This is a genomic window from Paenibacillus yonginensis, from assembly GCF_001685395.1.
GTDB lineage: Bacteria > Bacillota > Bacilli > Paenibacillales > Paenibacillaceae > Fontibacillus > Fontibacillus yonginensis.
Map to the genome: position 1 here is coordinate 2,224,181 of NZ_CP014167.1, position 25,381 is coordinate 2,249,561.

At 51.0% G+C, this 25,381-nt stretch carries 25 protein-coding genes and 1 pseudogene; 4 read left to right on the plus strand and 22 right to left on the minus strand.

Annotated elements, in window-relative coordinates:
• Positions 1-4: 4 nt before the first annotated feature.
• From spoIIIAD to AWM70_RS24200, 11 genes are all read right to left on the minus strand, one after another.
• Entirely contained in the window at positions 5-394 is a 390-nt protein-coding gene (gene spoIIIAD / locus AWM70_RS10265) for a stage III sporulation protein AD (protein ID WP_068696092.1), read from the minus strand.
• A 10-nt stretch (positions 395-404) separates the two neighbouring features.
• Positions 405-608: a stage III sporulation protein AC gene (spoIIIAC, locus tag AWM70_RS10270; protein WP_068696094.1), complete on the minus strand. Its 204-nt coding sequence runs from the start codon at positions 606-608 to the stop codon at positions 405-407.
• Positions 609-661: 53 nt separating this feature from the next.
• On the minus strand, positions 662-1,180 hold the full coding sequence (gene spoIIIAB / locus AWM70_RS10275; RefSeq protein ID WP_068696096.1) for a stage III sporulation protein SpoIIIAB: 519 nt from the start codon (positions 1,178-1,180) through the stop codon (positions 662-664).
• Between the two features lie 53 nt (positions 1,181-1,233).
• Positions 1,234-2,193: a stage III sporulation protein AA gene (spoIIIAA, locus tag AWM70_RS10280; protein ID WP_068696098.1), complete on the minus strand. Its 960-nt coding sequence runs from the start codon at positions 2,191-2,193 to the stop codon at positions 1,234-1,236.
• 92 nt (positions 2,194-2,285) lie between these two features.
• Positions 2,286-2,552: a YqhV family protein gene (locus tag AWM70_RS10285; protein ID WP_068696100.1), complete on the minus strand. Its 267-nt coding sequence runs from the start codon at positions 2,550-2,552 to the stop codon at positions 2,286-2,288.
• 172 nt (positions 2,553-2,724) lie between these two features.
• Positions 2,725-3,978 carry an aspartate kinase gene (locus tag AWM70_RS10290; protein ID WP_068696102.1) on the minus strand — a complete coding sequence of 418 codons (1,254 nt, stop codon included), beginning with the start codon at positions 3,976-3,978 and terminating at the stop codon, positions 2,725-2,727.
• Positions 3,979-4,252: 274 nt separating this feature from the next.
• Positions 4,253-4,810 carry an elongation factor P gene (gene efp / locus AWM70_RS10295; protein WP_068696104.1) on the minus strand — a complete coding sequence of 186 codons (558 nt, stop codon included), beginning with the start codon at positions 4,808-4,810 and terminating at the stop codon, positions 4,253-4,255.
• Positions 4,811-4,897: 87 nt separating this feature from the next.
• Positions 4,898-5,971, minus strand: coding sequence for a M24 family metallopeptidase (locus tag AWM70_RS10300; protein WP_068696106.1), 1,074 nt, complete (start codon positions 5,969-5,971; stop codon positions 4,898-4,900).
• 2 nt (positions 5,972-5,973) lie between these two features.
• Positions 5,974-6,426 (minus strand): type II 3-dehydroquinate dehydratase, encoded by a 453-nt coding sequence (aroQ, locus tag AWM70_RS10305; protein WP_068696109.1) that lies wholly within the window; start codon positions 6,424-6,426, stop codon positions 5,974-5,976.
• 79 nt (positions 6,427-6,505) lie between these two features.
• A complete protein-coding gene (locus tag AWM70_RS10310) occupies positions 6,506-6,886 on the minus strand; it encodes a YqhR family membrane protein (RefSeq protein ID WP_335582153.1) in 381 nt (126 codons plus the stop codon).
• The gene (locus AWM70_RS24200) at positions 6,837-7,148 is read right to left on the minus strand and encodes a hypothetical protein (protein WP_335582154.1); all 312 of its coding nucleotides are present in this window, start codon (positions 7,146-7,148) and stop codon (positions 6,837-6,839) included. The genes AWM70_RS10310 and AWM70_RS24200 overlap by 50 nt, the downstream gene beginning before the upstream one ends.
• Before the next feature lie 102 nt (positions 7,149-7,250).
• On the opposite strand from AWM70_RS24200, the gene AWM70_RS10315 reads away from it, so the two are divergent.
• Together AWM70_RS10315 and AWM70_RS10320 are read left to right on the plus strand one after the other, a co-directional pair.
• Positions 7,251-8,246, plus strand: coding sequence for a DUF1385 domain-containing protein (locus AWM70_RS10315; protein WP_068696111.1), 996 nt, complete (start codon positions 7,251-7,253; stop codon positions 8,244-8,246).
• Positions 8,247-8,251: 5 nt separating this feature from the next.
• Complete coding sequence (locus AWM70_RS10320; RefSeq protein WP_068696113.1) at positions 8,252-8,581, plus strand: hypothetical protein; 330 nt, start codon at positions 8,252-8,254, stop codon at positions 8,579-8,581.
• On the opposite strand, the gene AWM70_RS10325 is transcribed toward AWM70_RS10320, so the two are convergent.
• The 4 genes from AWM70_RS10325 to AWM70_RS10340 form a co-directional block, all read right to left on the minus strand.
• Positions 8,578-9,546, minus strand: a complete 969-nt coding sequence (locus AWM70_RS10325) for a patatin-like phospholipase family protein (protein ID WP_068696115.1) — start codon at positions 9,544-9,546, stop codon at positions 8,578-8,580. The two genes, AWM70_RS10320 and AWM70_RS10325, sit on opposite strands and share 4 nt — an antisense overlap.
• 87 nt (positions 9,547-9,633) lie before the next feature.
• A complete protein-coding gene (locus tag AWM70_RS10330) occupies positions 9,634-11,262 on the minus strand; it encodes a family 10 glycosylhydrolase (protein WP_068696117.1) in 1,629 nt (542 codons plus the stop codon).
• 109 nt (positions 11,263-11,371) lie between these two features.
• Positions 11,372-11,797, minus strand: a complete 426-nt coding sequence (gene mntR / locus AWM70_RS10335) for a transcriptional regulator MntR (protein WP_068696119.1) — start codon at positions 11,795-11,797, stop codon at positions 11,372-11,374.
• Positions 11,798-11,957: 160 nt separating this feature from the next.
• Entirely contained in the window at positions 11,958-12,674 is a 717-nt protein-coding gene (locus AWM70_RS10340) for a cytochrome c biogenesis protein CcdA (protein ID WP_068700556.1), read from the minus strand.
• An 80-nt stretch (positions 12,675-12,754) separates the two neighbouring features.
• On the opposite strand from AWM70_RS10340, the pseudogene AWM70_RS22715 reads away from it, so the two are divergent.
• Together AWM70_RS22715 and AWM70_RS10345 are read left to right on the plus strand one after the other, a co-directional pair.
• Positions 12,755-13,275 (plus strand): annotated as a pseudogene (locus tag AWM70_RS22715) (neutral zinc metallopeptidase); the annotation flags it as partial.
• 310 nt (positions 13,276-13,585) lie between these two features.
• The gene (locus tag AWM70_RS10345; protein WP_068696121.1) at positions 13,586-14,389 is read left to right on the plus strand and encodes an undecaprenyl-diphosphate phosphatase; all 804 of its coding nucleotides are present in this window, start codon (positions 13,586-13,588) and stop codon (positions 14,387-14,389) included.
• A gap of 80 nt (positions 14,390-14,469) precedes the next feature.
• On the opposite strand, the gene metG is transcribed toward AWM70_RS10345, so the two are convergent.
• From metG to AWM70_RS10380, 7 genes are all read right to left on the minus strand, one after another.
• The gene (gene metG / locus AWM70_RS10350) at positions 14,470-16,485 is read right to left on the minus strand and encodes a methionine--tRNA ligase (RefSeq protein ID WP_068696123.1); all 2,016 of its coding nucleotides are present in this window, start codon (positions 16,483-16,485) and stop codon (positions 14,470-14,472) included.
• Positions 16,486-16,865: 380 nt separating this feature from the next.
• Positions 16,866-17,138: a membrane protein insertion efficiency factor YidD gene (yidD, locus tag AWM70_RS10355; protein ID WP_068696126.1), complete on the minus strand. Its 273-nt coding sequence runs from the start codon at positions 17,136-17,138 to the stop codon at positions 16,866-16,868.
• On the minus strand, positions 17,135-17,575 hold the full coding sequence (locus tag AWM70_RS10360) for a Fur family transcriptional regulator (protein WP_068700558.1): 441 nt from the start codon (positions 17,573-17,575) through the stop codon (positions 17,135-17,137). The genes yidD and AWM70_RS10360 overlap by 4 nt, the downstream gene beginning before the upstream one ends.
• Before the next feature lie 209 nt (positions 17,576-17,784).
• Entirely contained in the window at positions 17,785-20,076 is a 2,292-nt protein-coding gene (locus AWM70_RS10365) for a stalk domain-containing protein (protein WP_068696128.1), read from the minus strand.
• A gap of 177 nt (positions 20,077-20,253) precedes the next feature.
• Positions 20,254-21,915 carry a beta-N-acetylhexosaminidase gene (nagZ, locus tag AWM70_RS10370; RefSeq protein WP_068696130.1) on the minus strand — a complete coding sequence of 554 codons (1,662 nt, stop codon included), beginning with the start codon at positions 21,913-21,915 and terminating at the stop codon, positions 20,254-20,256.
• A 7-nt stretch (positions 21,916-21,922) separates the two neighbouring features.
• Complete coding sequence (locus tag AWM70_RS10375) at positions 21,923-23,536, minus strand: response regulator (RefSeq protein WP_068696132.1); 1,614 nt, start codon at positions 23,534-23,536, stop codon at positions 21,923-21,925.
• Positions 23,526-25,358 (minus strand): cache domain-containing sensor histidine kinase, encoded by a 1,833-nt coding sequence (locus AWM70_RS10380; protein ID WP_068696134.1) that lies wholly within the window; start codon positions 25,356-25,358, stop codon positions 23,526-23,528. Before AWM70_RS10380 ends, AWM70_RS10375 begins: the two co-directional genes overlap by 11 nt.
• Positions 25,359-25,381 lie beyond the last annotated feature (23 nt).

Consider the following 25,381-nt stretch of genomic DNA (forward strand, 5'->3'; position numbering starts at 1 on the left):
GTTTCTAGGCGGGCAGCAGCTTTACCACGGTTTCAATAATGATGCCGATAATCGGAACTGCCAGTACAATAATCAGGACTTTACCTGCCAGCTCGATTTTGGAGGCAATGGAATCCTGTCCGGCATCCCGGACAATTTGGGCGCCAAACTCCGCGATGTAAGCAATGCCGATAATTTTAAGGATCGTCTTCAGATAGACATTCTGAACGCCCGACGCTGCGGCCAGCTCTTCGAGCGTATCCAGCACAGTACCGATCTTGCCGATGAGGAACAGAAAGATGGTGATGCCGGTGAAAGCGGTAATCAGGAAAGCAAAGATGGGTTTTTGCTCCCGCATCAGTAGGGAGAGAATGGCGGCGATCAGGCCAAGTCCGACAATTTGGATCATATCCATTGCCGGTTACCTACTGGAACAGAAAGATCGTTTTGATTTGCTGAAACAGGCTGTCCAGCATCCGGACAACCATAAACAGCACCACCACAAACCCGATCAGCGTTACCCAATGGGCCATATCCTCTTTTCCCATCTGCTTCAGCACGGTGTGGATCATGGCGATAATGATCCCGATTCCGGCAATTTGAAAGATAGCGTTCACTTCTATGTTCATGAAAAAGGCACCTCGCTGTTTTCTCCGCAATCCCTACTTGGAGAGTCACCATACTAATAGATCAGAATAACAATCAATGCGCCGACAAGCAGTCCGAGGCTTCGGGACATCTTCTCGTATCTAGCCTGCTCTTCCAGTGCCTGCGCTTCCTCGGCTTCCAGCGCTTTGACCGCTGACTGGATGTGGCTTTTCTGGTTAGTCCGGTCACTGGTGCCCAGGGTAAAGCCGAGCTGGTGCAGCACTTCCCTTTCCGGCGCTTTCATAGAGGTATATTTCCAGTTCTCTTTCAGGGCATGATGCAGGCTGTCCTGGGCCGTCCAGTTTCGAGGGGCCTCCATGGCTGTCGCCGCTTCGTTGTAAAGCCGGGTCAACGGCTCCCGGCTTTGCGCGCCGATCCGCCTGAATGCTTCGGGAAGAGGGGTGAAGCCGTAGCCGATCTCGGTTTCGAGCCTCTGCAGCGATAGGATCAGACGTCTGATTTCGTTGGGTCTTGCTGCAAACCTTCTGGCCTGAACCCAGCCTGCCAGCGTGCCGGCCAGAAGCACTAAGATGGCGCCTACCATTTTGAACATCGCATCACCGCCTTCCTGCTTGTAAATGATGGAGAGGAGAACATCCGGAATTTCTAAATCAGCGGCTTGTATTCTCCATCGTATACTTTGAAAGTGAAGCCGTGTTCCCCGCGCCCCAGGGCAACAAATCTCTGGAACAGCTTGCCGACTGAGACGCCGCTTAAGAGCGGACTGAGAGATGTGCCGTTTATCCCGGAGCCGTGGGCTGTTGCAATCACCCTCACCCCCGCATGAAGCGCCTGGGTCAAAGCCTCGGCGTCCTCAGGGCGGCCAATCTCGTCAACGATGATCACATCAGGCGACATGGAGCGGATCATCATCATGATCCCTTCTGCTTTGGGACAGCCGTCCATAATGTCCGTCCGGGGGCCGATGTCAAAGCTTGGCACTCCCCGCCGGCATCCGGCAATCTCCGAACGTTCATCAATGATCGCCACTTTGAGTCCCGGCCATTTCTCTCTGGCCGGAGCAAATTGTCCGCTGCTGACCGCTCTGGCAATGTCCCGCAGCATCGTCGTTTTCCCCTGCTGGGGGGGAGCAACAATCAAAGTGTGCAGCACGCTTTTGTGACGGTAATCAAGAAGATGGGGCAAAACGCCCGACGAGGCCCCCTTAACCTCCCTGGCAATCCGCAGGTTAAACCCGCTGATATCCCGGATGTGCTCCACCTTGCCGCGGCTAAGCACCGTACGCCCGGAAAGTCCCATCCGATGACCGCCCGGCAATGTGATAAACCCTTTGCGCAGCTCTTCTTCCATCGTATAAACGGAATGATTGGTGATCAGGTCGAGCAGCCGATGGCTTTCTTCCCGGCCTGTCCGAACAGCGTCAGCCACCTGATCCGTAAGCGCGCCGTCCTCCTTCAGGAAATAGAAACGGCCTCCAGCATTGATCTCCAGGGGGCGTTCTTCCCTGATTCGCACCTCTTCAAGCTCGGTCAGCATTTTTGCGGGGAGCTTTATCAGCAGAGAACGGATACGTTCCGGAAATATGGACAGCCACGACTCGGTCATTCTGGCTTCACCACCATTTCTGTCTTCACTAGACTTGATCTTGGAAGTCTATTTTATTTTATGCTTGTACCTATCTTTTATGACGGAATCTATTATTTCTTTAGGATCCCGATTAAGAGGAAAGATACACCGCAGGCGATCCAGGCCATTTTGCTCCAGGAGAGCTTGTCAGCCATGCCGGCCAGACCGATGGAAGTCGTAAGGATCAGAATCGTGGGGCCTACAAATGCAAGCGCAGAATTGACGGCTAAAGCCTTGTCCACTCTGCCCAGCTTCAGCATGATAAGGGCTGCTAGAATTTCGGCAGAGCCTGAAAAAATACGAAGCGATGCCATGCTCAACACAAATTTATCCAGCATCATATACCTCCTACTTGTCCGGATGTACTTATCGATATGCGGCCTGTCCGGGATTTAGTCCATGAAATCCCCCTTTTTCCAGACAGTTTTCATAAAAAAAGCTGCCCCGTTCTTCCAAATCGGAAGATGGAACAGCTTGCTGAATTGGATATTGATTTTTTAAGGATATAACTTAACGGCGTTCCTGAGGGCCGCCGACAAACGCTTGTTCATTTGTATCCAGTCCATAAGCGGTGTGAAGGGCACGAACCACGTCGTTCAGCTTCTCGCGGTCAATGACGCAGGATGTTTTAATTTCCGAGGTGCTCACCATTTTAATGTTCACGCCCTGCTGGGAAATAACGTCGAACATCTGGGCGGCAACGCCTGGATGGCTGACCATGCCGGCGCCCACGATCGAAACTTTCACCAAATCTTCTTCGGAGGTTGCTTCCCGGTATGGCACCTGGCTCCGGATGCTTTCGATGACATCAAGCGCTTTTTGACGTTCGCCCAGCGCTACGGTAAAGGAGAAATCGGCAATGCCGTCCTGTACCCCGTTTTGAACAATAATATCTACGTTAATCTGCGCTTGTGCCAGTGCGCCAAATACTTTGGCCAGCACGCCCGGTACATGGGAAACGCCCATAATCGTGATCCGAGCTACATTTTTATCATAAGCAATCCCGCTGACTACAACACCTTGTTCCATGGTGACATCCTCCTTAACAACCGTTCCTTCATTTTTATTGAAACTTGAGCGGACAACCAGCTTGACCTGATGATGCTTAGCATATTCAACCGCTCTCGGATGCAGCACCGCCGCTCCTAAATTGGCCAGCTCGAGCATCTCGTCGTAAGAAATTTCGCTCAGCTTTCGCGCGCAAGATACGATCCGCGGATCGGTTGAATAGATGCCGTCTACATCGGTGTAAATTTCACAAACATCCGCTTCGATAGCCGCCGCAAGCGCCACAGCAGTCGTATCCGAGCCGCCGCGGCCAAATGTCGTAATTTCTCGGTCTTCCGACATCCCCTGGAATCCGGCAACGACCACAATGTTTCCTTCCTCCAAGGACTTCAGCACACGTTCAGGCTGAATGTCCGTAATCCGGGCATTGCCGTGAACCGGTTCGGTACGAAAGCCGGCCTGCCAGCCTGTATAGGAAACCGCTTTGCCCCCGAGCTGATGGATGGCGATGGACAACAAAGCAATCGAAATCTGCTCCCCCGTTGTCATCAGCATATCCATTTCACGGGCAGGCGGGTTCGGGTCCAGCAGTTTGGCCTGATCAATCAAATCGTCGGTTGTATCTCCCATCGCCGAAACGACAACTACACAGCGATGGCCCTCTTCCTGTTTCTCCATAACGCGTCTTGCGACTCGCTGCATCCGCTCAATATCGCCAACGGAGCTGCCGCCAAACTTCATGACGTATAATGCCAAAACGTTCACTCCCATTTCGCTCTTTAAAAATCTGACTTACTCTGTTATTTTATCACTTTAACTCAGTATAATAGGAAAGTCGACGCCCGAAGTCAATCTTTTTCCTCATTTTTATAACAGAGCCCAAACCGCTTCGCTCTGCGGTCCCAAATCCTTCCTGTTTGAACAAAAAAATTCCCCCACCTTGGCGGTGGAGGAATTCTTCCGCCGCACACGGCGGCAAATCCGCATTCCGCAGCAGACACGCTGCTGGGCTGCGGAGAAGCAAACCTTATTATGCGCGGGAAACATATTTTCCTTCGCGTGTATCAATCAGCAGAACGTCGCCTTCATTGATGAACAGAGGAACCTGAACGTTCAGGCCGGTTTCAAGCTTGGCGTTTTTAGTTGCGCCAGTAGCCGTGTTGCCTTTGATGCCCGGCTCGGTTTCAACCACTTTAAGCTCAACACTCATCGGCAGGTTGACACCCAGAATTTCGCCTTGGTAGCTGACGATCTTCACATTCATGTTTTCTTTCAGGAAGTTCAGCTCCCATTCCAGCTGTTCGGAAGTCAGCGAGAACTGGTCATAGGTTTGGTTATCCATAAAAGTATGCTCTTGACCGCTGGCATACAGATATTGTACGTCGCGGTTTTCGATTTGTGCACGGCCGATATTTTCTCCTGCACGGAAAGTACGCTCAACCGTATTGCCATTGCGGAGGTTTTTCATTTTAGTACGTACAAATGCCGCACCTTTACCTGGTTTAACGTGTTGGAAATCGATGATCGTGAAGATATCTCCTTCCACTTCTACTGTAAGACCTGTTTTCAAATCGTTTACTGAAATCACAAAATAACCTCCTCAAAATAGTCAAGCGTATTATGTTCTTTGGCGCTATCAAGCGCATCGACCAAACCGTTCCTTTTGGGAACCGGTTTACAAAATCATGAGTTCTTTGGTGGATTCCGTCAAACGGCGCACACCGGTTTCGGTAATGACAACATCGTCTTCAATTCGAACCCCGCCAAAGTCTGGAATATAAATGCCCGGCTCGACTGTAACTACCATACCCGGTTTAAGCACAGTGTCGCTGAGCTTGGACAAATTCGGCGCCTCATGAACCTCCATGCCAAGACCGTGTCCGGTGCTGTGGCCAAACTGCTCCCCATAGCCGTAACGGGTAATGACATCGCGGGCCAGCGCATCCGCTTCACGGCCGGTCATGCCCGGACGAAGATGCTCCAGGGTATGAAGCTGAGCTTCAAGGACAATGTTATAAATTTCCTGCTGCTTCTCATTAGGTTTACCGACCATCACCGTTCTGGTGATATCCGAGCAATACCCTTTAAGCAGAGCGCCAAAGTCCATCGTCAGCAGTTCCCCGGTACCGACAACCTTTGGACTGGCTACGCCGTGAGGAAGGGCAGAACGTTCTCCGGAAGCAAAAATGGTATCAAAGGAAGTCGCCGAAGCTCCGTTCTTCCGCATGAAAAATTCCATTTCCAATGCTCCGTCCAATTCGGTCATTCCGGGTTTAATCACGTCCAGCATGTGGAGAAAAGCCCGGTCAGCGACGTCCGCCGCTTCTTTCATGATCGTCAACTCTTCTTCGTCTTTAAATACACGGATTTCTTCCACCAGCCCGCTGGCCGGAACCAGTTCAAACGGTTTCAAGGCTTCCGAATATTTGACGTAGGCCGAGTAGGACATCAGCTCATTCTCGAATCCCAGTCGTTTTACTTTGCCGGCTTCAAGCAGTCCTTGGATGATGGCGAGCGTATCTTGGCGATGCTCTTCAATCACCTCAAAGTCAACAGCCTGCTGCGGAGCCTGGGTCATGTACCGGAAATCGGTAAGCAAATAGGCTTTCTCTGCGGTAATCAGTACATAACCGGAAGAACCCGTAAATCCCGTCAAATATCGGCGGTTAATCGGACTGGTAACCAGCAGTCCGTCCAAATGACGCTCAAGAAGTGCCTCGCGCACCTTGCTTACTCGTTGATTAGCCATCTTCATATCTCCTTATAGCCTGCTGTTAAATGCCGATGAAGCGCTGCGAGTCCCCATTCGTAACTGGCGGCGCCAAATCCGGCGATTTGACCGACAGCCACGGGCGCAATAACTGATGTATGCCGAAAAGCTTCACGCGCATGGATGTTGGACATATGTACTTCCACAACCGGAATATTTACCGTCTGCAGGGCATCCCGCAAGCTGTAGCTGTAATGGGTCAGCGCTCCCGGATTCAGCAGGATTCCGTCAATGTTCCCGAAAGCCGCATGAATGCGGTCAATCAGGGCCCCTTCGTGATTAGATTGGAAGAACGAGAGTTCAATGCCCCACTCGCCTGCAAGGCTGGATAACCTGGATTCGATATCCGCGAGTGTGGAAGATCCGTAAATTCCGGGCTCCCGAATGCCAAGCATGTTTAAATTAGGGCCATTCAGCACCAAAATTCGGCTCACTTGCTTCTCTCCCCTTTTCTTCTAAAACAACCAGAATTCATTTTACCATAGGAAAGATAGAGTTGAGAAGTATTTTCCCTTAAACCGGGGCCTCCTTGGGTTCTCTTAACCGGTCCTCTGTATATTCGGTTGCTGCGGTATAACCAATGAACAGTCCCCACAGCAGAAAAAGGCAAAATTCGCTGATGATGCTTGTCCAGCCCAAACGCTGCAGCGGAGGAGCCAGGGCAAACCAAGGGGCGAGAACGCAGAAGATAACAGCCCACCACACGATTCCATACAGCATGCCTGGCCACGGCCCCCTTAATTTACGGAACAGCAGCGTATACAGCATGGACGCAATAATCGAGAAAACGATAAAAAACAACCAACCTATATAATAGCCTGGCTGAGTTTTCAGAAAGCTGTTCTTAAAGAACGGCTCCGCCAAAAAGCCCGGTATAACCACCGTAAAACGCATAAAATAAAAAAAAACCGTGGATCGCTCCCCAGATAAAACCTGCAAAAAAACCGAGCTCCAGCGAAAATCCGAGCACATTGGTTTCATGCTTTTTCTGAACCGTCTGATTGCTCCGCTCGGATCGGCTTCCGCCTGCTCCGGCTTGGCTGGCTTGACTTTGCCGTGCCATAACATCATTCCCTTCTGTGCCTATTCCTTCCGGTATTGGGTCGTAGCTTATTATGACCAATTTGAAAAAGGCTAAACCAACTAGAATTTGCATCCAAAATTCGCTACAATAAGGGAACCGGGGCATTTGGACTAAATTCCGCCTCGATAACGCTTAAGTCTGTATTTATTCATTACATTTAGGGAAGGTGAAATTGTGCCGAAAACAGAGAGTCCGGTCATCTATGGCGGCCAAGCCGTTATGGAAGGTGTAATGTTCGGCGGCAGACACGTTAACGTAACCGCCGTCCGCCGGAAGAGCGGCGAAATTACCTTTCTTGAGGTTCCGAGAGAGGACAAATCGTGGGTAAAGTCGCTCCGAAAAATCCCGCTGATCAGAGGAATCGTCAGTATCATCGATTCCAGTGCCAAAGGCTCCAAACATCTTAATTATTCAGCGGAAGCGATGGCCGATGACAGCATGGATCCGGAAGAGCGCGCCAAACAGAAGGAGAAAGAGGAATCCTCCTGGTCTCTCAGCATGATTGTCGGCGTGACGATTGCGGGGATCCTTTCCTTTATATTCGGCAAACTGGTGTTTACGCTTGTTCCAGCCGTGCTTGAAGATCTGCTGTTTGAGCGGATTGTACAGAATAGAGTTCTGGATACGCTCATTGAAGGGATTATCAAAATCATCCTTCTGCTCGCGTACCTCTGGATTATTTCTTTGACGCCGGTTGTCAAACGGCTGTTTCAGTACCACGGAGCCGAACATAAAGTCATAACCGCGTATGAGAACGGCGAAGAACTTACTCCGGCTAACGTGCAGAAATACAGCCGTTTGCATTATCGCTGCGGCAGCAGCTTTATTATTCTGACGGTCATAGTCGGCATCATCGTCTATTCCTTTTTCCATTGGGATAATATTTGGGAAAGAATGTACATCCGTGTTCTGCTGCTTCCTGTCGTTATTGGACTTTCATTTGAACTGCTCAAGTTCACCAATTCGGTCCGCGATATTCCGCTGCTTCGTTTTCTAGGTTACCCGGGGCTGTGGCTTCAATTGCTGACGACCAAAGAACCGACTGATGAGCAGGTCGAGGTTTCGATCGCTTCATTTAACCGCATGCGCGAATTGGACGCTCAGCTTGAGAATGAAACCGCGCACAGCCGTGTGCCGGACGTTTCCCCATTGGATCCCGTGAAAGGGTGATAAACATGAGAAGACAAAATTTGATTTTCTGGATCGTTATGGCCCTGGTGGCCGTCGGCGTCATCCGGGGGCTGCTCAGCAACTGGATTTCCCTGGTAATCCCTTTAGTGCTGGTCGCCTTGGTGTACGTTCTGTACAAGTATCCGCCCAAACGTTTCCGGAGAGGGCCGAAGATCAAACCTTCGGCCCGGACAGCGGCCAAGGTAGCAGCTTCGCAGCGCCGTTCGGCTGCATCCTCCCGCTCCTCATCTGAGGGGAAACGAAAACATTATCCTTTTCAGGTTATTGACGGTCAGAAAGGAAAAAATGACGAGGATCTGCCCAAATATCATTAAGGATTTAAAGCAGGAAAATACTTTTGGTACTGCGTTTCATAATGTTTGGAATCCCAATTTCTGAAAAATTCCCGGCCTGCGCTTACGCCTGATTCGTAAAGCTGCAGGCTTTCTTCTTCTGTAAGGGAAAACTGTGTGGTGCTTACGCCAAGGGTTGGAATTTTAATCGTACGATACCGTTTGGACTGTTCGATATAACGTTCGTCGTGGGCGGACAACATCGTTTCTACAATCGCCTCCAGCATAGTAAAGGGCCCCTTGATCAAGTGAGGTTTGCCCGTCGTTTCTCCCACCATTTGAAAACCTACCGTCGGAATCCTTTTCCCGTCTTTGGGGAACGATCGCTGGTCAAACAGCCACAAAGGCAAATTGCTGAGCACGCCTCCATCCACCACATAAACAAATTGCTCCGCAAAACTTCTCCCCCTCTTCACCACCGGCCCCATCCTAAGCATAACCGGATCAAAAAAATACGGAATGCTGCAGCTCATGCGGATGGCTTTGGCCACCTCAAACCTTCCCGGGTCAAATCCCAATTGGACAAGATCATCGGGAAGCACCAGGATTTTGCCATGTGTAATGTCGGAAGCGACAATCGATAATTTTCCCGGCTCCAGATCGTTAAAGGTACGGATGCCCTTCACCAGCAGGGCTTGTCGCACCCATTCCTCAAGTGCTTCTCCTGAATACAACCCTTTCTTGAAGATAACCCTTAAAGCGGGGCCTATTAAAGTGATGTTGAACAAAGGCGCCCGTTTAAGGAAGCTGGTAAAGGAGGTGCCCATTATGATGGCTTTAAGTTCATCCGCCGTGTATCCTGCCGCCAGAAGGGAGGCAACAATGGAGCCTGAGGAGGTCCCAGCCAGCCTGTGAAAAAGAACCCCGCTTTGTTCGGCTGCTTTCACTGCGCCCGCCAGTGAGATTCCTTTCACTCCTCCGCCTTGAAAAACGCCGTTAATGAGCACAGCAAACAGCCCCCATCCTTGATAAGCTGCCTTATAAGTAGGCTATTGCTTATGTATGAAGGACAGGGGCTGTCTTATGATTTTTATTTAAGTTGTGAGTCCGTAATAGCTTTTCAACAATTGGGTTAATCCAAACGGATTGCCGAGCAAGCTGCTGGACCGGTAAAAGATACTGCCTTGAATCTGACTGAACTTCTCATTATACTTCAGCTGGTTCATCAGCTCCTGAGCCGTTTGCCAGCCTTTCTCCGGAGAACCGATTTTGTAAGGAGCCATCCCGATGTACAGCTTGACGCCTGTACCTTTCACTTCATTGGCCCACCAGTCTACCACTTTATCATAAGGAGCTGCCGCTGTAGCAAAACTCCAGTATACCTGTGGGGCAACATAGTCGATATCTCCGCCCTGAATCCAGGCCCGGGCATCCGCATATTCACTGTCATAAGCGGATCGGCCGGACGTAGCCGAACCTGTTGGATCCGTGGCCTGATTGCGCCAAATCCCGGATGGGCTGATTCCGAAGACCAGCTGCGGTTTGGCGGCGTGGATGCTGGCGTTCAAGTCGCTTACAAAAGTGTTGATATTATCTCTGCGCCAATCTGCTTTCGTTTTAAAGCCTTTACTGTTATACGCTTTAAAGGCTGCGCTGTCGTCAAATGGACTGGAGGTTGTTTCGTCTGACGGATAGAAATAGTCGTCCAGATGCACACCGTCGATCGGATATTGATTAACGACCTCCATAATCGCGTCAATGATATGCTGTCTTGCCGCCGGTATGCCGGGATTCAGATACAGACGGCTGCTTGCCTTCACAATCCAGTCCGGATGCTGCAGGGCTACGTTGTTCGCTGCCAGCTTGCTTGTATCGGTTCCACTAGCGGTGACCCTGAACGGATTAAACCAGGCATGGAACTGCATGCCGTGATTATGCGCCTCTTCGATCATAAACGCAAGCGGATCATAACCCGGATCTTTGCCCGGAGTCCCGGTCAACACCTGGGACCAAGGCACAAGCTTGGACGGATACAGCGCATCCGCCGAAGGTCTGACCTGGACGAACACCGCATTAATGCCTTGAGCCTGAAGGTTATCCAGCATGTCTGTGAATTGCTGCTTCTGTTTGGCTGTGTTTCCCTTGGAAGAACTGCTTGGCCAGTCCAAATTGGACACCGAAGCGATCCAGGCGCCCCGCAAAGTATTGCTGCCGGCAAGAACGCCGGTCGAGCCGTTGGATGAGCTGCCGTTATTTGTACCGCCGCTGCCTTCCCATCCGGAAGTAGTCAGGGTAATTCGTCTTGAGTCCTGGTTCCAGTCAACGTTCAGTCCCAGCTGCTCGCTGACAAAACGGATCGGCACCATCGTCCGTCCGGATACGGATTGCAAAGGCACATCAAGCGCCATGGAGTGGCCCCCAACAACGGCTGTGCTGCTTCCCATAACCATTTCAATCGTGATGCCATTCTGTCTGATTGTCACGGTCTTGGAGGCTGCCTGCCAATCCACGAAGGCCCCTATCCCCTCCGAGACGACCCTTAATGGCACAAAAGTTCTATTCGACTTTACATACGGCGCCACATCACTTGTCAATGGCATGCCGTCCAGCTCCATCGTAATTGCCGCTTCGGCTGCCTCAACTATGCCTTGTCTGGCTGCGGCAGCAGAAACCACCAGCAGCAGCACCGTCAAAGCGGTAATCGCCTTCTTCCAATAACGCATTAAGGATCCTCCCCCAGATCTTTGATTCATCCGTTCTCTCCGTCACTTAGCGCTCCCATGCGCTTACCGCCATAAACACGAAAGCATCTGCCGCAAGACAGATGCCTAATTACGAACCGCTGATCATTTCGTTATGAATATTTTGAAGTTCCTCGAGACGGTTCTTGTCGCGGCGGAAAAATTCGACCAATGTTTCTATGCATGTAATGGAGTCCCAGCTCAAATGGTGCTCAATGCCTTCCACATCTTTATAAACGTTCTCTTCCTGAACGCCGATCATCTCCAGAAATTCCTCCAGCAGCGCATGGCGGTCGACAAGTCGCTTGCCCACCTTCTTGCCTTTGCTTGTCAGCACAAGGCCGCGGTATTTCTCATAAATCAAATACTCGTCTTTGTCCAGCTTCTGGATCATTTTCGTTACGGATGAAGGGTGAACCTCCAGCCCTTCCGCGATATCCGAAACGCGGGCGTATCCTTTCTCATCAATCAGCTTATAGATGCGCTCCAAGTAATCTTCCATGCTGGGCGTTGGCATCCTGCTTCCCTCTTTTCCTAAGTTAAACGGCCAGCGGCCGGCACTTTTCACTCTTGTTAATGATACATGTTTCTGCAACTTCTTGGCAAGTCCCGTCAGCTTCCCGCCACGGTTTGCTCATATTTCCATTGCCCCGGGACAGCTGCAGTTATAAATAGACTTAAAAAATCAAAAAATCCGGCGTCATCCGCTGCAGCCAAATCGTAATCCCCGTTAACCGCCCGGTAAATAACAATACCCCCATAAGCACCATCACAGCGCCGCCGGCCTTCATAATCCAGCCTGAATACCGGCTCAGCCTCTTAACGGACCCTACATAAAACGCAAACAGGAAAAAAGGCACGGCAAAACCTGCCGTATAAGCGGTTATAAGCTTCAGCCAGGCAGCGGGTTCGCTTGCAGCCAGCGCAATCACCCCCGCCAATATCGGTCCGACGCACGGAGACCAGCCTGCCGCAAATCCAATTCCCAGCAGAAAAGAGCCCAGATAACCGGCTGCCGAACGTTTCCCCCAGCCCGGTTTCCACTCCTTAAGCAGCAGGGTCGGTTGAACCAGCCCGGACAGAAACAGCCCCATGACGATCATAAGCACGCCGGAAATTTGGCGCAGCAAAACCCTATTATCGTGGAACAAAGCTCCAATGGCCCCCGCCCCATAACCCAGCGAATAGAAAACCACTGAAAATCCGGCGATAAAAACAGCTGTATGCCTAATCACCCTGCTCCGGTTGTCCCGCTCATTTAGCCCGCTCTTCAGCGTATTGAGGGATAACCCTGTTATATAGGAGATAAAAGAAGGATACAGCGGCAGGCAGCAAGGCGAAACAAAAGAAGCAACCCCTGCGGCAAAAGCTGCACCTATGTGAATTTGGTCCATCATCCCATTCCCCTCCTTGATAACCTTGTTGTCCCTTCCTACTACTATATAAATTTTAAGAAAAAAAATGTCCGGGCTCCCAGCCTACCCAGCAGGAAGAAGAAGCGGTCCAGTTCGTTTCTGTCGTCCTAGCGGATAGCGAAGATATTTGGTCCGAGATTTTCCGCCAGAGAGGCATGACTTATGAGGAACCCAAGCTGGTATTGTACAAAGATGCTGTTCAATCGGCTTGCGGGACGGCACAGTCGGCGGTTGGGCCGTTTTAGATTTAAGCTTCTTTAATGGGCTGAAACAAAGGTTCCACGCCCCGGGCGACTTTGCTATGTGACTTATATGGTCGCTCGCCTGGAGCTTCAGGCCGATTATTATCTGGCCGGTGCCTGGGCGCATTACGTACAGGGCAAGAATCTGCTGGAGCAGGGAGATCTGGAGGAAGCGCTGACCGCGGCCAGCGCAGTAGGTGATAATGCGATTCAGCGGCTATGTAGGGCCTGAAAGCTTTACGCATGGAACCTCAGAGCAGAGGAAACGCTGGTTCTATAAAGGCTACGAGAACGGCACGATTGAAGGCGGAAATACTTTTAGTGCCGGCAGCTTATAAACAATAAGCCCGTTTGCAGGAAACGATCATGAAGCGTGCAGGAACGCGCTTTTTGATCGTTTTTTGAGTCTGAGGTTTATAAAGCCAAACGCTTCCTCCCATCCCCCTTCTTTCTCCGTGATAGAGTTTCATTTTGTATGCCTATAACCCAAAACCCATGCAATAGGACTATAAATAACAGTAAAATAGTTTCATTTTTTGACATCAAGACGGATTTTGCTTTACGATAATCTAGTCTATTTCTAAGATAAAAGAGAGAAAAGGAATGGAACAATCAAAATGACAAAGAGAGCTTTCAGGAGGAGAAACTATGTGGGAATGGTTAAAGTACGCCATCTTGGGTCTGGTTCAAGGCTTGACGGAACCGATCCCCGTATCTTCAAGCGGTCATCTGATCATCGCGGAGCATTTGTTCGGGATTCATAGTGAAGGCCTAAGTTTTGAGGTTTTGACCAATACGGCCTCGCTAATCGCCATTGTGTTCATTTACAGGAAAGACCTGGCCAGCTTGATCGCTGCCTTCTTCCGTTATTTGTTTAAGCGAACCGAGCAGGACAAAGACGAATTCAAGCTGGGGGTTTATTTGATTGTGGCCTCGATTCCGGCGGGGGCTATCGGATTTTTATTCAACGACGCTATAGGCGAAACCTTTAAAGGAATGACCACCATCGGCATTGCCCTGCTTATTACGGCTCTGGCTTTGTGGGGAGTCCGCAATCTTCGGGGCAGAAAAAGCGATAAAAACCTCTCGTTCGGCGAAACGTTTATCGTCGGTTTGGCTCAAGCTCTGGCCCTTATTCCCGGTATCAGCCGCTCCGGCGCCACCATCGTGGCTGCGCTGCTGCTGGGCTGGAAGCCGGAGACAGCGCTGCGCTTTTCCTTCTTCCTCTATATCCCGGTAAGTCTGGGAGGCATGCTGCTGGAAGGCAAAGACATGGCTCAGGATCCGCAACTTAGCAGCTTGGCCTTTCCTTACACTGCAGCTTTTATTTGCGCTCTTGTTGCTACTTATTTCTCCATGCGCTGGTTTATGGGGATTATGGCCAAAGGCAATCTTAAAGGGCTTTCGATCTACTGCCTGCTCCTCGGTCTGGCTGTATTGGTGTTCTTATAGTCCTTGTCCTTTCAAGAATGAAAAAAAGAACCTCCCAACGCGAGTTTTCCTTCACGCGGGAGGTTTCTTGATTTATCGTTTTATTTCACAACAGCGCCGTTAGGCATGTTGTCGGGAACAGTGGCCAGCGTCAGCTGATCGCCATGGGAAGCGGCCAGAATCATGCCTTGGGACAGCTCACCGCGCAGCTTCACCGGCTTCAGGTTAACCACTACGATCACCTTGCGTCCTACCAGTTCCTCGGGGCTGTAGAATTTAGCGATGCCGGACACCACCTGGCGCTGCTCAAAACCTAAGTCAAGCTGCAGCTTCAGCAGCTTATCGGCTTTCTTCACCGCCTCTGCGGCCACAACCTGTGCGACCCGCAGCTCCACCTTAGCGAAATCTTCAATGCCGATTTCTTCTTTGAGCTCTACGGCCTCTTCGGCAGTAGACTGAGGGCCTCCGCCAGCTGCCTTCGCTTCTTCCGCAGGCACTCCGCCGGTCATCGACTCGGCGATATAAGCCACTTCCTGCTCGGCATCAAGCCGCGGGAAGATGGGTTCCCCTTGGCCTAAACGCGTGCCCGCCGGAATCAGGCCAAAACTTTTTGCGCTTTCCCAGGAGGTCAATTCCCCAGGCGAAATGCCCAATTGGCTCCAGATTTTGGCCGGTGCCTGCGTGAGGAACGGCTGAAGCAGGATCGAAGCAATCCGCAGCGATTCCATCAAATGCACCATAACGGAGCCAAGCTGCTCTTGTTTGTCGCCCTCCTTCGCCATTACCCATGGCTGGGTTTCATCGATATATTTGTTCGTACGGCTGATAAACTGGCCGATGGAAGCAAGCGCTACCGAGAACTCCATGTTCTCCATAACCTCTTCGACCTTTTCTACCGTCTTCTGTGCCGCTGCGGTCAAAGCTGCGTCGAACTCGGTAGCATTCGGAATATAAGCCGGGGTTACGCCGTCAAAATATTTGCCGACCATCGCTACAGTCCGGTTCAGCAGATTGCCAAGATCGTTGGCCAGATCGGAGTTAACCCGCTCTACGAAGCTCTCCGGCGTAAAGCTGCCGTCCGCGCCAAACGGGACCTCGCGCAGCAGATAATAGCGGGTCGCATCCAGGCCGTAACGGTCAATCAAGGTGTTCGGATCTACGACGTTGCCTTTGGATTTGGACATTTTGCCGCCCTTCATGAGCAGCCAGCCATGGGCAAATACCTTTTTCGGAAGCGGCAGCCCTAAAGCCATCAGCATAATCGGCCAATAAATCGTATGGAACCGGACAATCTCTTTCCCGACCAGATGGACATCCGCCGGCCAATAACGATTATAAAGCTCAGGATTATCCGTGCCGTAGCCAAGAGCTGTAATATAGTTCGACAACGCATCAATCCAAACGTAAACCACATGTTTAGGGTCGCCTTTCACCTTTACGCCCCATTCAAACGTAGTCCGGGAGACGGCCAAGTCTTCCAGGCCCGGTTTGATAAAGTTGTTGATCATTTCGTTCTTACGGGATTCCGGCTGAATGAAACCTGGATTCTCCTCGTAAAACTGTAACAGACGATCAGCATATTTGCTCATCCGGAAGAAATAAGATTCTTCTTTTACCAGCTCAACCGGGTGGCCGCTGTCCGGCGATTTCCCGCCGATGATTTCGCCCTTGTCATTTTTGACCGGCTCGACCAGCTGCGTTTCCGTATAATACGTTTCATCAGGAATGCTGTACCAGCCTTCATATTCCCCTTTGTAGATATCCCCCTGCTGAAGCAGCCGGTCAAAAATATCCTGAACAATCTGTTTGTGTTTCGCATCCGTTGTGCGGATAAAATCATCGTTGGAAATGTCGAGTTTCTTCCAAAGTTCTTTAATGCCGACCACAATGTTGTCTACAAACTGCTGCGGGGTCAGGCCTTTCTCCTGGGCTTTCCGCTCGATCTTCTGACCATGCTCATCGGTCCCCGTCAAATAACGCACGTCAAAACCGCGCAGGCGTTTGTAACGGGCCATAGCGTCACCGGCTACCGTCGTATAAGCATGACCGATATGCAGCTTGTCGCTCGGATAATAAATGGGTGTTGTAATGTAAAAAGTTTTGTTGTCTGTTGCCAAATTTACCACTCCTTCTTGAAATATCCGTTTGCCCGGTGCTCAGCTCGAAAGAAAAAGGCGGCAAACGCAAAAAACTCCCGTCCCGGTTCGGGACGAGAGCCTACTCACGCGTTACCACCCAATTTCCCTGCCGCTTCACAGCCAGCAGGCTTAACAGGTTCAAAGCTGAACCTTCCCTTTAACGCCGGATTCGCGCTTCATCCTTACCGCAGGCATGCGGCTCGAAAGAAGATCCTCCAGGACCATCTTCCAGCGGTTCCCCAGACCGGTTCTCAGCTCCCCCGGCTCTCTGCTGCTGCTTCGCCACTGTACTTATCCGTTCACAGGACAAACTATGTTAGAACTATTATTTCCTAATATATGCAAAGTAAACACCCCTGTCAAGCGTGTTTGCCTTGATTCCCGCCTAGCTGACGGCCTTTCTCGGCCTTCTTGGGAGGAACCAGGTCAATCCCTCCGGGGTGAAAAGGATGACACTTTGCGATACGTTTGGCCGCCAGCCAGCTGCCTTTCAGCGCGCCATGCACTTCAATCGCTTCAAGCGCATAAGCCGAACAGGTCGGATAAAACCGGCAGGTCGGCGGTTTAAGCGGAGAAATGAACTTGCGGTAGACATGGATCGGCACCTGAACAGCTCTCCGGGTGATGGTCATGACATATGCTCCTTCGGTTTGGAACCCGCCTGGCAGTCTTTGCAGTAACCGAAGACCTCGAATTTATGCTTCACGACCTGGAAATGATCGGGAGCATCCGCTAAAGGCATCGGACAGAAAGGGATCGGGTAGGTTTTCTCGCAGCCGAGGCAGATCATATGATGGTGATGATGCTCATCGCTGCAGCTTGCCCGGAACTTGAGGCCGTCTTCAAATACGATTTGCTCCAGCACGCCCATTTCTTCCATAATTCTAAGATTCCGGTATACCGTATCAAAGCTTAGGCCCGAATATTTCTTGCACATAAAATCATAAACGTCTTTAGGCGTCAAATACCCGTCTGTATCCACAAAAAGTTTGGCAAGCGTCCGGCGCTGATCCGTGATCCGCAGACCCTGGCTTGACATCTTCTGAATAATTTCATCTGCTGAAAGCATAGAGGCCACTTCCCCTTCCGGTATTTCCTCATTCCAAAAACTCAGGTCCAATTATACAATGAGACTCCTTGCAAGAGTCGTTCTTCTTTAATAATGCCGCAAATTGACGAAAGCGTCAAACGGCCATCCCGTTACGAAAAAAACGGCGCCTGGTCCAGGACCAAAACGCCGTCTTACGTCTTATCTAAGGAAAGAAAATAAAGAACTGATTATTCCGGCTTCACTTCGGGAAGCGGCTGGAAGAGCAAATTGACGGACAAGTTGCTGCCCGGTGCAGCTGTAAAGACGAAATCAATCGTTTCTTCCCGGTCTCCGGTGCGATACAGCACCGCCGCATCATTTGGAGCATTCAGCACGCCGCTGACCGGTAGGTCGACCATCATACCGTTCACCATAATGCTGCCCACATAAGTACCACCACGCGGGTTAAAGGTGATCAGCGTATGAGGGGCCACCTTGGTCGTTCTAATCTTGTACAGAACCCCAAAATTGCCGGCATTGGTAGACGGTGTATAGAATGGGGTGTCAAATCCGGTCTGGAACGGATCGCTGGCATTGTCTCCGATCAGAAGGCGTTTCGGCTTATCGCCAAGCACCTCGTCATATTGAATACTCCGGGTGGCTTCCGGATAGGTTCCGCGGTTATGAACTCCATCCCGGTCCAGCACACTGAGCTGTGGCAGCGTGTTAAGCGGGTCTTTGGAAGCGTCAATCATGATCACATCAAATTGGACCGGATAGTCGGTATAAATATCCGACAGCAGGGAAATGACTTGACCCGGTTTCATTTTCTGCGCGCTCAGCTCGCTGAAGATAATCTTTTGCTCCCGTGGAGCGATCGTTATATCCTGCTCTGCCGAACGGGTTTGCATGGAAGAGAAATAACGTTTAACGGACAATTTTCCGGTTGCGGTTGCATTTTCATTAGGTCCCGCAAATCCCAGCGTATCAATATACAGGTTGGCTGGAGAATCATTCAGATTCGTAGCCACGACGTACATCTTCACATCTTTGCCAACGGCATTGGCATGGTGGATCATGAAACGGGCCCGGCCGACGGTTGTTTCGCGGTACAGGATGCCTTCACTGTAATTGGTCTCTGGACTGTTGCTGCGGATCAAAGTAACCGGCTCGGTTGTGAACGTATAGTTCACTTTATCCCAGCTTGGCACCTCGCTGCCTTCAAATTGATATTTGTCGCCTACAGGAACAAACAGCTTATTGAAGTCGGATTCGTTATACAGCGTTTCGCCTGAAATGGTGATCGTATGTTCAACCGTAGAAGTCAAACCGTATTTGTTGGTGACTTTAAGCCGAACCGTTTGTGGTCCTGGCGTAAAGAATGCCAGCTTGTTATTTTCCCACACGGCTGAAGTGATGGAATTTTCTTCATCGGTGCTCTGGTCAATGTAGGTGATTTTTTCACCCATTTTATAAGTGTCTTTATCGGTTGTAAAAGCTGCAACCGGCGGGGTATGCGGCTTCTCAACATTGATGGTGACGGAATACCAGTCGCTCCAGTTGCCCGCTGAATCCTGAACCCGGTAACTCACGACGTAAGAACCCGGCGTAGAGAAAATCTCCTGACGCCCTGTCCATTCCTCATTCACAATGGACTGTCCGGCTGGGGCCGTAGACATCGTTTGATAAGTAACCTGTGTTTCTCCCGCGATGATTTCGTTTGGCAGAACCGTGAACTTGGCCGTCGGTTTGGCGGTGACATCCAGCGTGATTAGCTTCGTTTTGGTATCCAGCACATACGGCAGCTTGAGTGCAGCCGTAATTGAGGTGAACGGCACCATAAAGTTGCTGTTCTTGGTGGCATAGGATTTGCCTCTCATCGTAGTGACAACGCCGTTCACTTTATAAGTGTTGCTGTTGAGCTTAAAGCGCATTTCATCGGAGCCGCGGGTAATGACGGTTTCTTTGGTTGCACTATCATAACGGATTGCAAGTCCCACCCGGTTCACCAGCGAACGGATGGCTACATAGGAAACGCCGTCCTTTACCGCCATCGGTTCTGTCGCTTTATATTGAATGCCGTTCTGGTACATAATGTTGCTGTTCAGCAGCAAAATGAGTTTGCCCGGGGAAGCGGCTGAAATCGCTTGAGCCGAATTGGCAGGGGCTCCGGTGCTCGATGGAGGCAATGAGCCTGAAGTCGAAGCCGGAGAACCCGGGTTCTCCGTTGGGGTTCCCGTTGTAGGGCTGCCGGAAGCATCAGCTGGAGCCGAAGGATCGGGCGTAGAAACCGGATCTGCAGGGAGATTGGAATCCGGGCTGCCGGACGGATCCGGTGTAGCGGGCGGGTTAGTCCATTCGTCCGGGTTTGCGGAATCCTGAGCGGATGGATCAGTAGAAGCTGAAGATGCTGAATCCCCCTGCTGATAGGTTTGACCGGTTGCCTGAGTGGAAGCCGCATCGGCCCCAGCATTTGGAAGAATCATGGCCATTTGTGAAGCTGCTAAAATTGTAGAAAGTAAAAGTCTGCGGAATTTCATTATGTGCTCCTTTATCTCTGTATTAAAAACTTGTAAACTCTCGTTCAAAAGTAACATACTATTAAACGCTTTATAAGAGTGAAAGTTGCTAATTGTCCAAAAAAAAATGAAAAAACCGGTAAATCTGACCCCTTTTTGAAAGTCAGACCTCCGGTTTTGCAGGATGAATTTCAGATTTCAAAGCTGGGTTAACCCGCCGCCGATCGGATAAAGTCCCTTTAACGTGACAGGCAGCCTGCCGAACGGCTGCTTCCGCCCTGTCAGCACAGCCGCCACCGCATCCAAGGCATGAGGCCTGTTCTCGTAGGCGCATAGATATGCCTGCACTTCCGGGAACACAAGAAGGTCATAAGGATTTCTAACCGATACCACCGTAATCTGATTTTGTTTCTTCGCCATAAGTCCCTTTACAAGCTGAACCTGCCCTTCAGGAAGCGCACCTTCCGAAGTATAAGTCACCACCACTATCTGGCTGTATGCCTCAGCTTGACGAAGCACGTCCTCCACTTCGGCATCCGTCGCCCTTGTACCGACCTCGGCCAGCCTGATCTCCTTCATATACGGCTTCAAGGCATCGGCCAGCGTATACCGGTATTCGGCCGCTTCATCCACTTCAGTGCGGTGCCTCAGCTCGGGCCATACGATCAGCGTCGGCTGAGCCGGGTCCAGGGGAAGCTGCGGCGGATTCCCTTCGTTCTTTACAAGCGTAATAGACCTGCCCGCGGCCTCTTCGAGCAGCGGAACCGTCTGCTCCGTCGGAAGCAAAGGCATGCCAGGCTCGGCGGGTGGCGTTTGCGTTTGTCCAGTCAATCCCGCTTCGGCAGCCAAACCGCTTTTTAAGGCCAAAATCCGCTGCAAAGAGCGGTCAATTGCCGCTTCAGGCAATCTGCCAGACTTGACTGCAGCCACCACCGCTTTAATAGCCGAAGCCTGTTCCTCCAGCGTATGGCTGACCAGCACCAGGTCCGCTCCCGCTTCAAGAGCCATCACAGCTCCCTCCGCCGCCCCATATTGATCCGCAATCGCCTTCATTTCAAGGCAGTCTGTCACAATGAGCCCTTCAAATCCCAGCTCCTTCCGCAGCAAATCGGTAAGAACAGCGCGGGAAAGCGTCGCCGGTATGCCCTTAGGCTCGAAGGCCGGGAATACGACATGGGCGGTCATAATGGCTTTGACCCCAGCCTGAATCATCCGTTTAAACGGCAGAAGCTCCACTTCATAAAGCCTCTGCTTGTCATGCCCTACTACAGCCAGCCCCAGATGGGAATCAACCTCGGTATCGCCATGCCCTGGAAAATGTTTGGCCGTCGCAATGATCCCGCTGCGCTGAAACCCGCGTACCGCCGCTTCCCCATGCAAGGCTACTTTGTGGGGGTCCTCCGAATAAGACCGGACTCCAATCACCGGATTAAGCGGGTTGTTATTCACATCGACACACGGCGCAAAATTCAGATTAATGCCAAGCCGTTTCAATTCTTCGGCAGACAGCGCCGCAATCGCTTCAGTCAGCGCAGGGTCATCCGCTGCCCCCAAGGACATATTGCCGGGAATCCGGCTGATGCCTTCGTGATCCAGACGCGAAACCATACCACCTTCTTGGTCGATCGCTATCAGCAGCGGCAGACCGCCCGAGCTGTCCATCGCCAGCTTCTGCAAATCGGCCGACAGCTTTGCCAGCTGAGGGGCAGACTCCACATTTCTGCGGAAATAAATAACGCCGCCGATCTGATAATCCTCGATCAAAGCCGTAATCTGCTCATCCGGTGTATAACTGTGGAATCCGCAAATGAACAGCTGACCGATCTTCTGCTCCAAACTCATCGTTTCGTGGTTGAACATACCCGTCTCACTCCTTCATAACGCTGCCTTGAACCCCATGCACCGAAGCCCGGTAATCGGACGGGGTAACCCCGGTGTATTTCTGGAACACCTTCGTAAAATAACGCCGCTCCTGATAACCGAGCCCCTGGCCGATTTGTGTAATGCTGGCTTCGCTGGTCGCCAGCTGTTTCTTCGCTGCCTCCATCCGCTGTCTGGTCACATACTCGACAAAGGTTTCCCCGTAATGGTTCTTGAACAGCAGACAGAAGTAGCTGCAGCTGATCCCCAAATGATCGGCCACCTCTTCAATGCCGAAGTCGCCGCCTAAATGCCGGGCAATATAGTCGCCGGCGACCATCATCAGCTGTTCAGCCGGCTTTCGCGACGAAGCCGGTCCTTTCGGCCGGATCGCCAGCTCGCTTAGCAGATGCATCAAATCTTTTAACCCCAGCGGCTGCTGCAGTTCTTCCCAGACCGCCTCTTCTTCATGATCCTTTAGCAGCTGCAGCTCCCTCATTTCTCTGAGAAGATGAATCAGCATATAATGAAGCATTTTCTCCGCCCGCAGCGCTGCATGTTCATCCAGCAGAGCCAGATAAGTTCTTAGCTCGTCTATGACCTTGCGGACGCCGTTCTCGTCTTCGCCGCGCAAAGCACTGCCGATTTGTTCCAGCCAGCGCCATTGGGATTCCGGGGTTTCCTCCGGTGCCTCAAACAAGCCGGGTTTAAGCTCTTCTCCGTTCAGCAGCCACTCTTCGGAAGGCGTCAGGAGGAGAGAACGCTGAATCCTGTGGTAGACGCCGGACAGCTCGTTCAGCGAGAAAGGCCCCTTCTCTGCGAGAATCCTTACCTCCATATCGCCGGCCGTCCTGGCCAGCCGCTGAAGCTCCGAATAAACCGGATAAAGCACCTCGCGGGTTTTCTGGATGATGGAGTCAGCATCATAGAAAATAAACCATTCCCCTTCGCGAAGCTGAAGGACGGTTTGACCGTCTCCAAAGGGCAGCCGCTCTTTGAGCAGCTTCTTCATCCGGCAGTTAAATCGTCTTCGCTCTTCCCGGGTCCAGAACGTTGAGCTTTTGGCGTACCCCTCCAGGTCGGCAAGCATGACCGAATACCGCGGGTGGGACAGAAATTCTTCTTCTCCGTCCTCATCGGCAAGAAATTGACCACGCCCGGACAGGATTTGGGTGATAAAATGCTCGCTCGCCCAGTTCACCACGGAATTCAACTGGCTGCCGCGTCGGCTGGCTCCGCGTTCTGTCCGGATTTGTCTGGCGATTTTATCCACGGTCTGCTCCAGCATTTCATAATGAATCGGTTTGCTGATATAGTCTTTAACGCCGTAACGGATAGCGGTCCGGGCATATTCGAATTCCTGATAACCGGTCAGCAGCAGGATTTCTGTCCTCATGCCGCGCTCCCGGATTTCCTTGGCTAAAGACAAGCCATCCATGACCGGCATTCGGATATCACTTAATATAATGTCGATCTGCTGTTCTTCGGCAAACTTCAGAGCTTCAGCCCCGTTGCGGGCCATGCCGGCGACTTCCACGCCCAGCTCTTCCCATTTCAGCACTTTAGACAAATTGTTCAGAATCGGATATTCATCATCTACGAGCAGCGCTTTAAGCTTCATGCGGATCACCCAATTCGTATTTTGGTAAAATGCATTGAATCGCTACGCCCATCCCGGGCGTCGTACATATAAACAGGCCGTACTCCTTGCCATACTGCAGCTTGATCCGGTCTGCCACATTCCGCAGCCCGATGCCTCTTCGCTCTTCGCCCGGATAATAGATCTGCATCTGCTGCTCATTGGATTCGGCGTCCATATTCAAATTGGCCAGCAGCTCGGCACCCGTCATGCCCGTGCCGTTGTCTTCCACACGAAGCAGAATTCTGTCTTCTTCCACGCTGCCGGAAATGCGCACTTCCCCTTTATAAGGAATCCCTTCAAAGCCATGCTGGATGCTGTTCTCGACCAAAGGCTGAAGCATCAGCTTGAGCACCTGGTAATTAAGCATTTCCTCGGGAATGTCGATCGTGTAATCAAACAAATCGTCCCAGCGGTATTTCTGAATTTCGAGATAACTCGTCAGGTGCTCCAGCTCCAGCCACAGCGGAATTTCCTCCCGGTCCTGAATGCTGATCCTTAGGATATTGCCGAGTCTGAGCACCATCTCACTAACCTTCCGGCCTTCATTCTGCACGGCAAGACCGTTAATCAGCTCCAGCGTATTAAACAGAAAATGAGGTTTGATCTGAGCCTGCAGCACACGAAGCTCGGCTTTCGCCTTCTGCTGCTGCTCCATCTTCACTTCCTCCAGCAGGCCGCCAATTTTCTCCGTCAAGTTGTTGAATCCCTGCAGAAGCAGCAGCAGCTCATCATGGCCCTTTTCTTCAACCCTGGCGTTCAAATCTCCGTCTTCCACCTTGCGCATAAACCGTACGATGATGCCAATCGTACCGGTAATCCGGTTCATAAAGAAGGTGTTAAACAGCATGGCGGTTAGTATACAAACCCCCAGAATCACCATAAACCAGGCCGCGAAGGTCATAACTTCCTTGGACAAATAATCCCAAGACGTCACGGAGACGAGGCTCCAGGAATAATCCTGCAGATGATAAACCGAAACCACACTTTCCTGGCCGTCAAACCGGGCTTTAAAGCTTTTATAGCCGCCTTTGGCAACCGTTATGTTTTTCCCGGTGTATTCATGGATCGGGTGGCCGTCCAGCTTGTTCTGGTAATCATACAGAATGGTGCCTTCGTCATTGACCAGCAGAAACCTTGTATCTCTTAAATGATTGCGAAGCTGCAAATTTTTAAAAATATCTTCAAACTCCCAGTTCTTCACCTGCACGATCAGAATACCGACATTCTGCAGATAACTCAGTTCCTTAATGAGTCTGATTTGTGTAAAAACCTGCTCCGAACCAGTTAATTCTGGATATTCGTGCGGGGCGATCCACTTGGATTGGCCTTTCAGATTTAAGACTTCCTGATATAACGGCTCCTGCTTGAACTTCTCAAACGGGAGCATCTTGAAATTTTCTTTGTTAAAAATAGAAATGGGTTTATCTTGTGCTCCCTCTTTCAGGTTATAGAGGAAGGCGTAATCGATGGAAGGATGATTATACAGCAGCGACCGAAAGTTGCGCTGATTAGCGTTGAGGCTGAGCTGATCTTTGGCGGTCAAATTCTGGTTGTCGGGATTGCCTGAATTCAGCGCCATCTGGAATACGCCTTTAGCGATCCCATCATCGGTCACTTTGTCCATTTCCTCGAAAACGCCGGTGATGCTGTAGCTAATCGACTTCAGTGCGTATTCCGCCTGATCGCTGTATTTGGTTTCAATATAATGAAAGATAGCGAAGAAAGTAATGATGCCTACGATAAACAAAGGGATAATGACCAGAGATAAAAAGGCCGTAAAAAGTTTGATGCGCAGATTCATATGTAACTGCTCCCTGTCAAAGC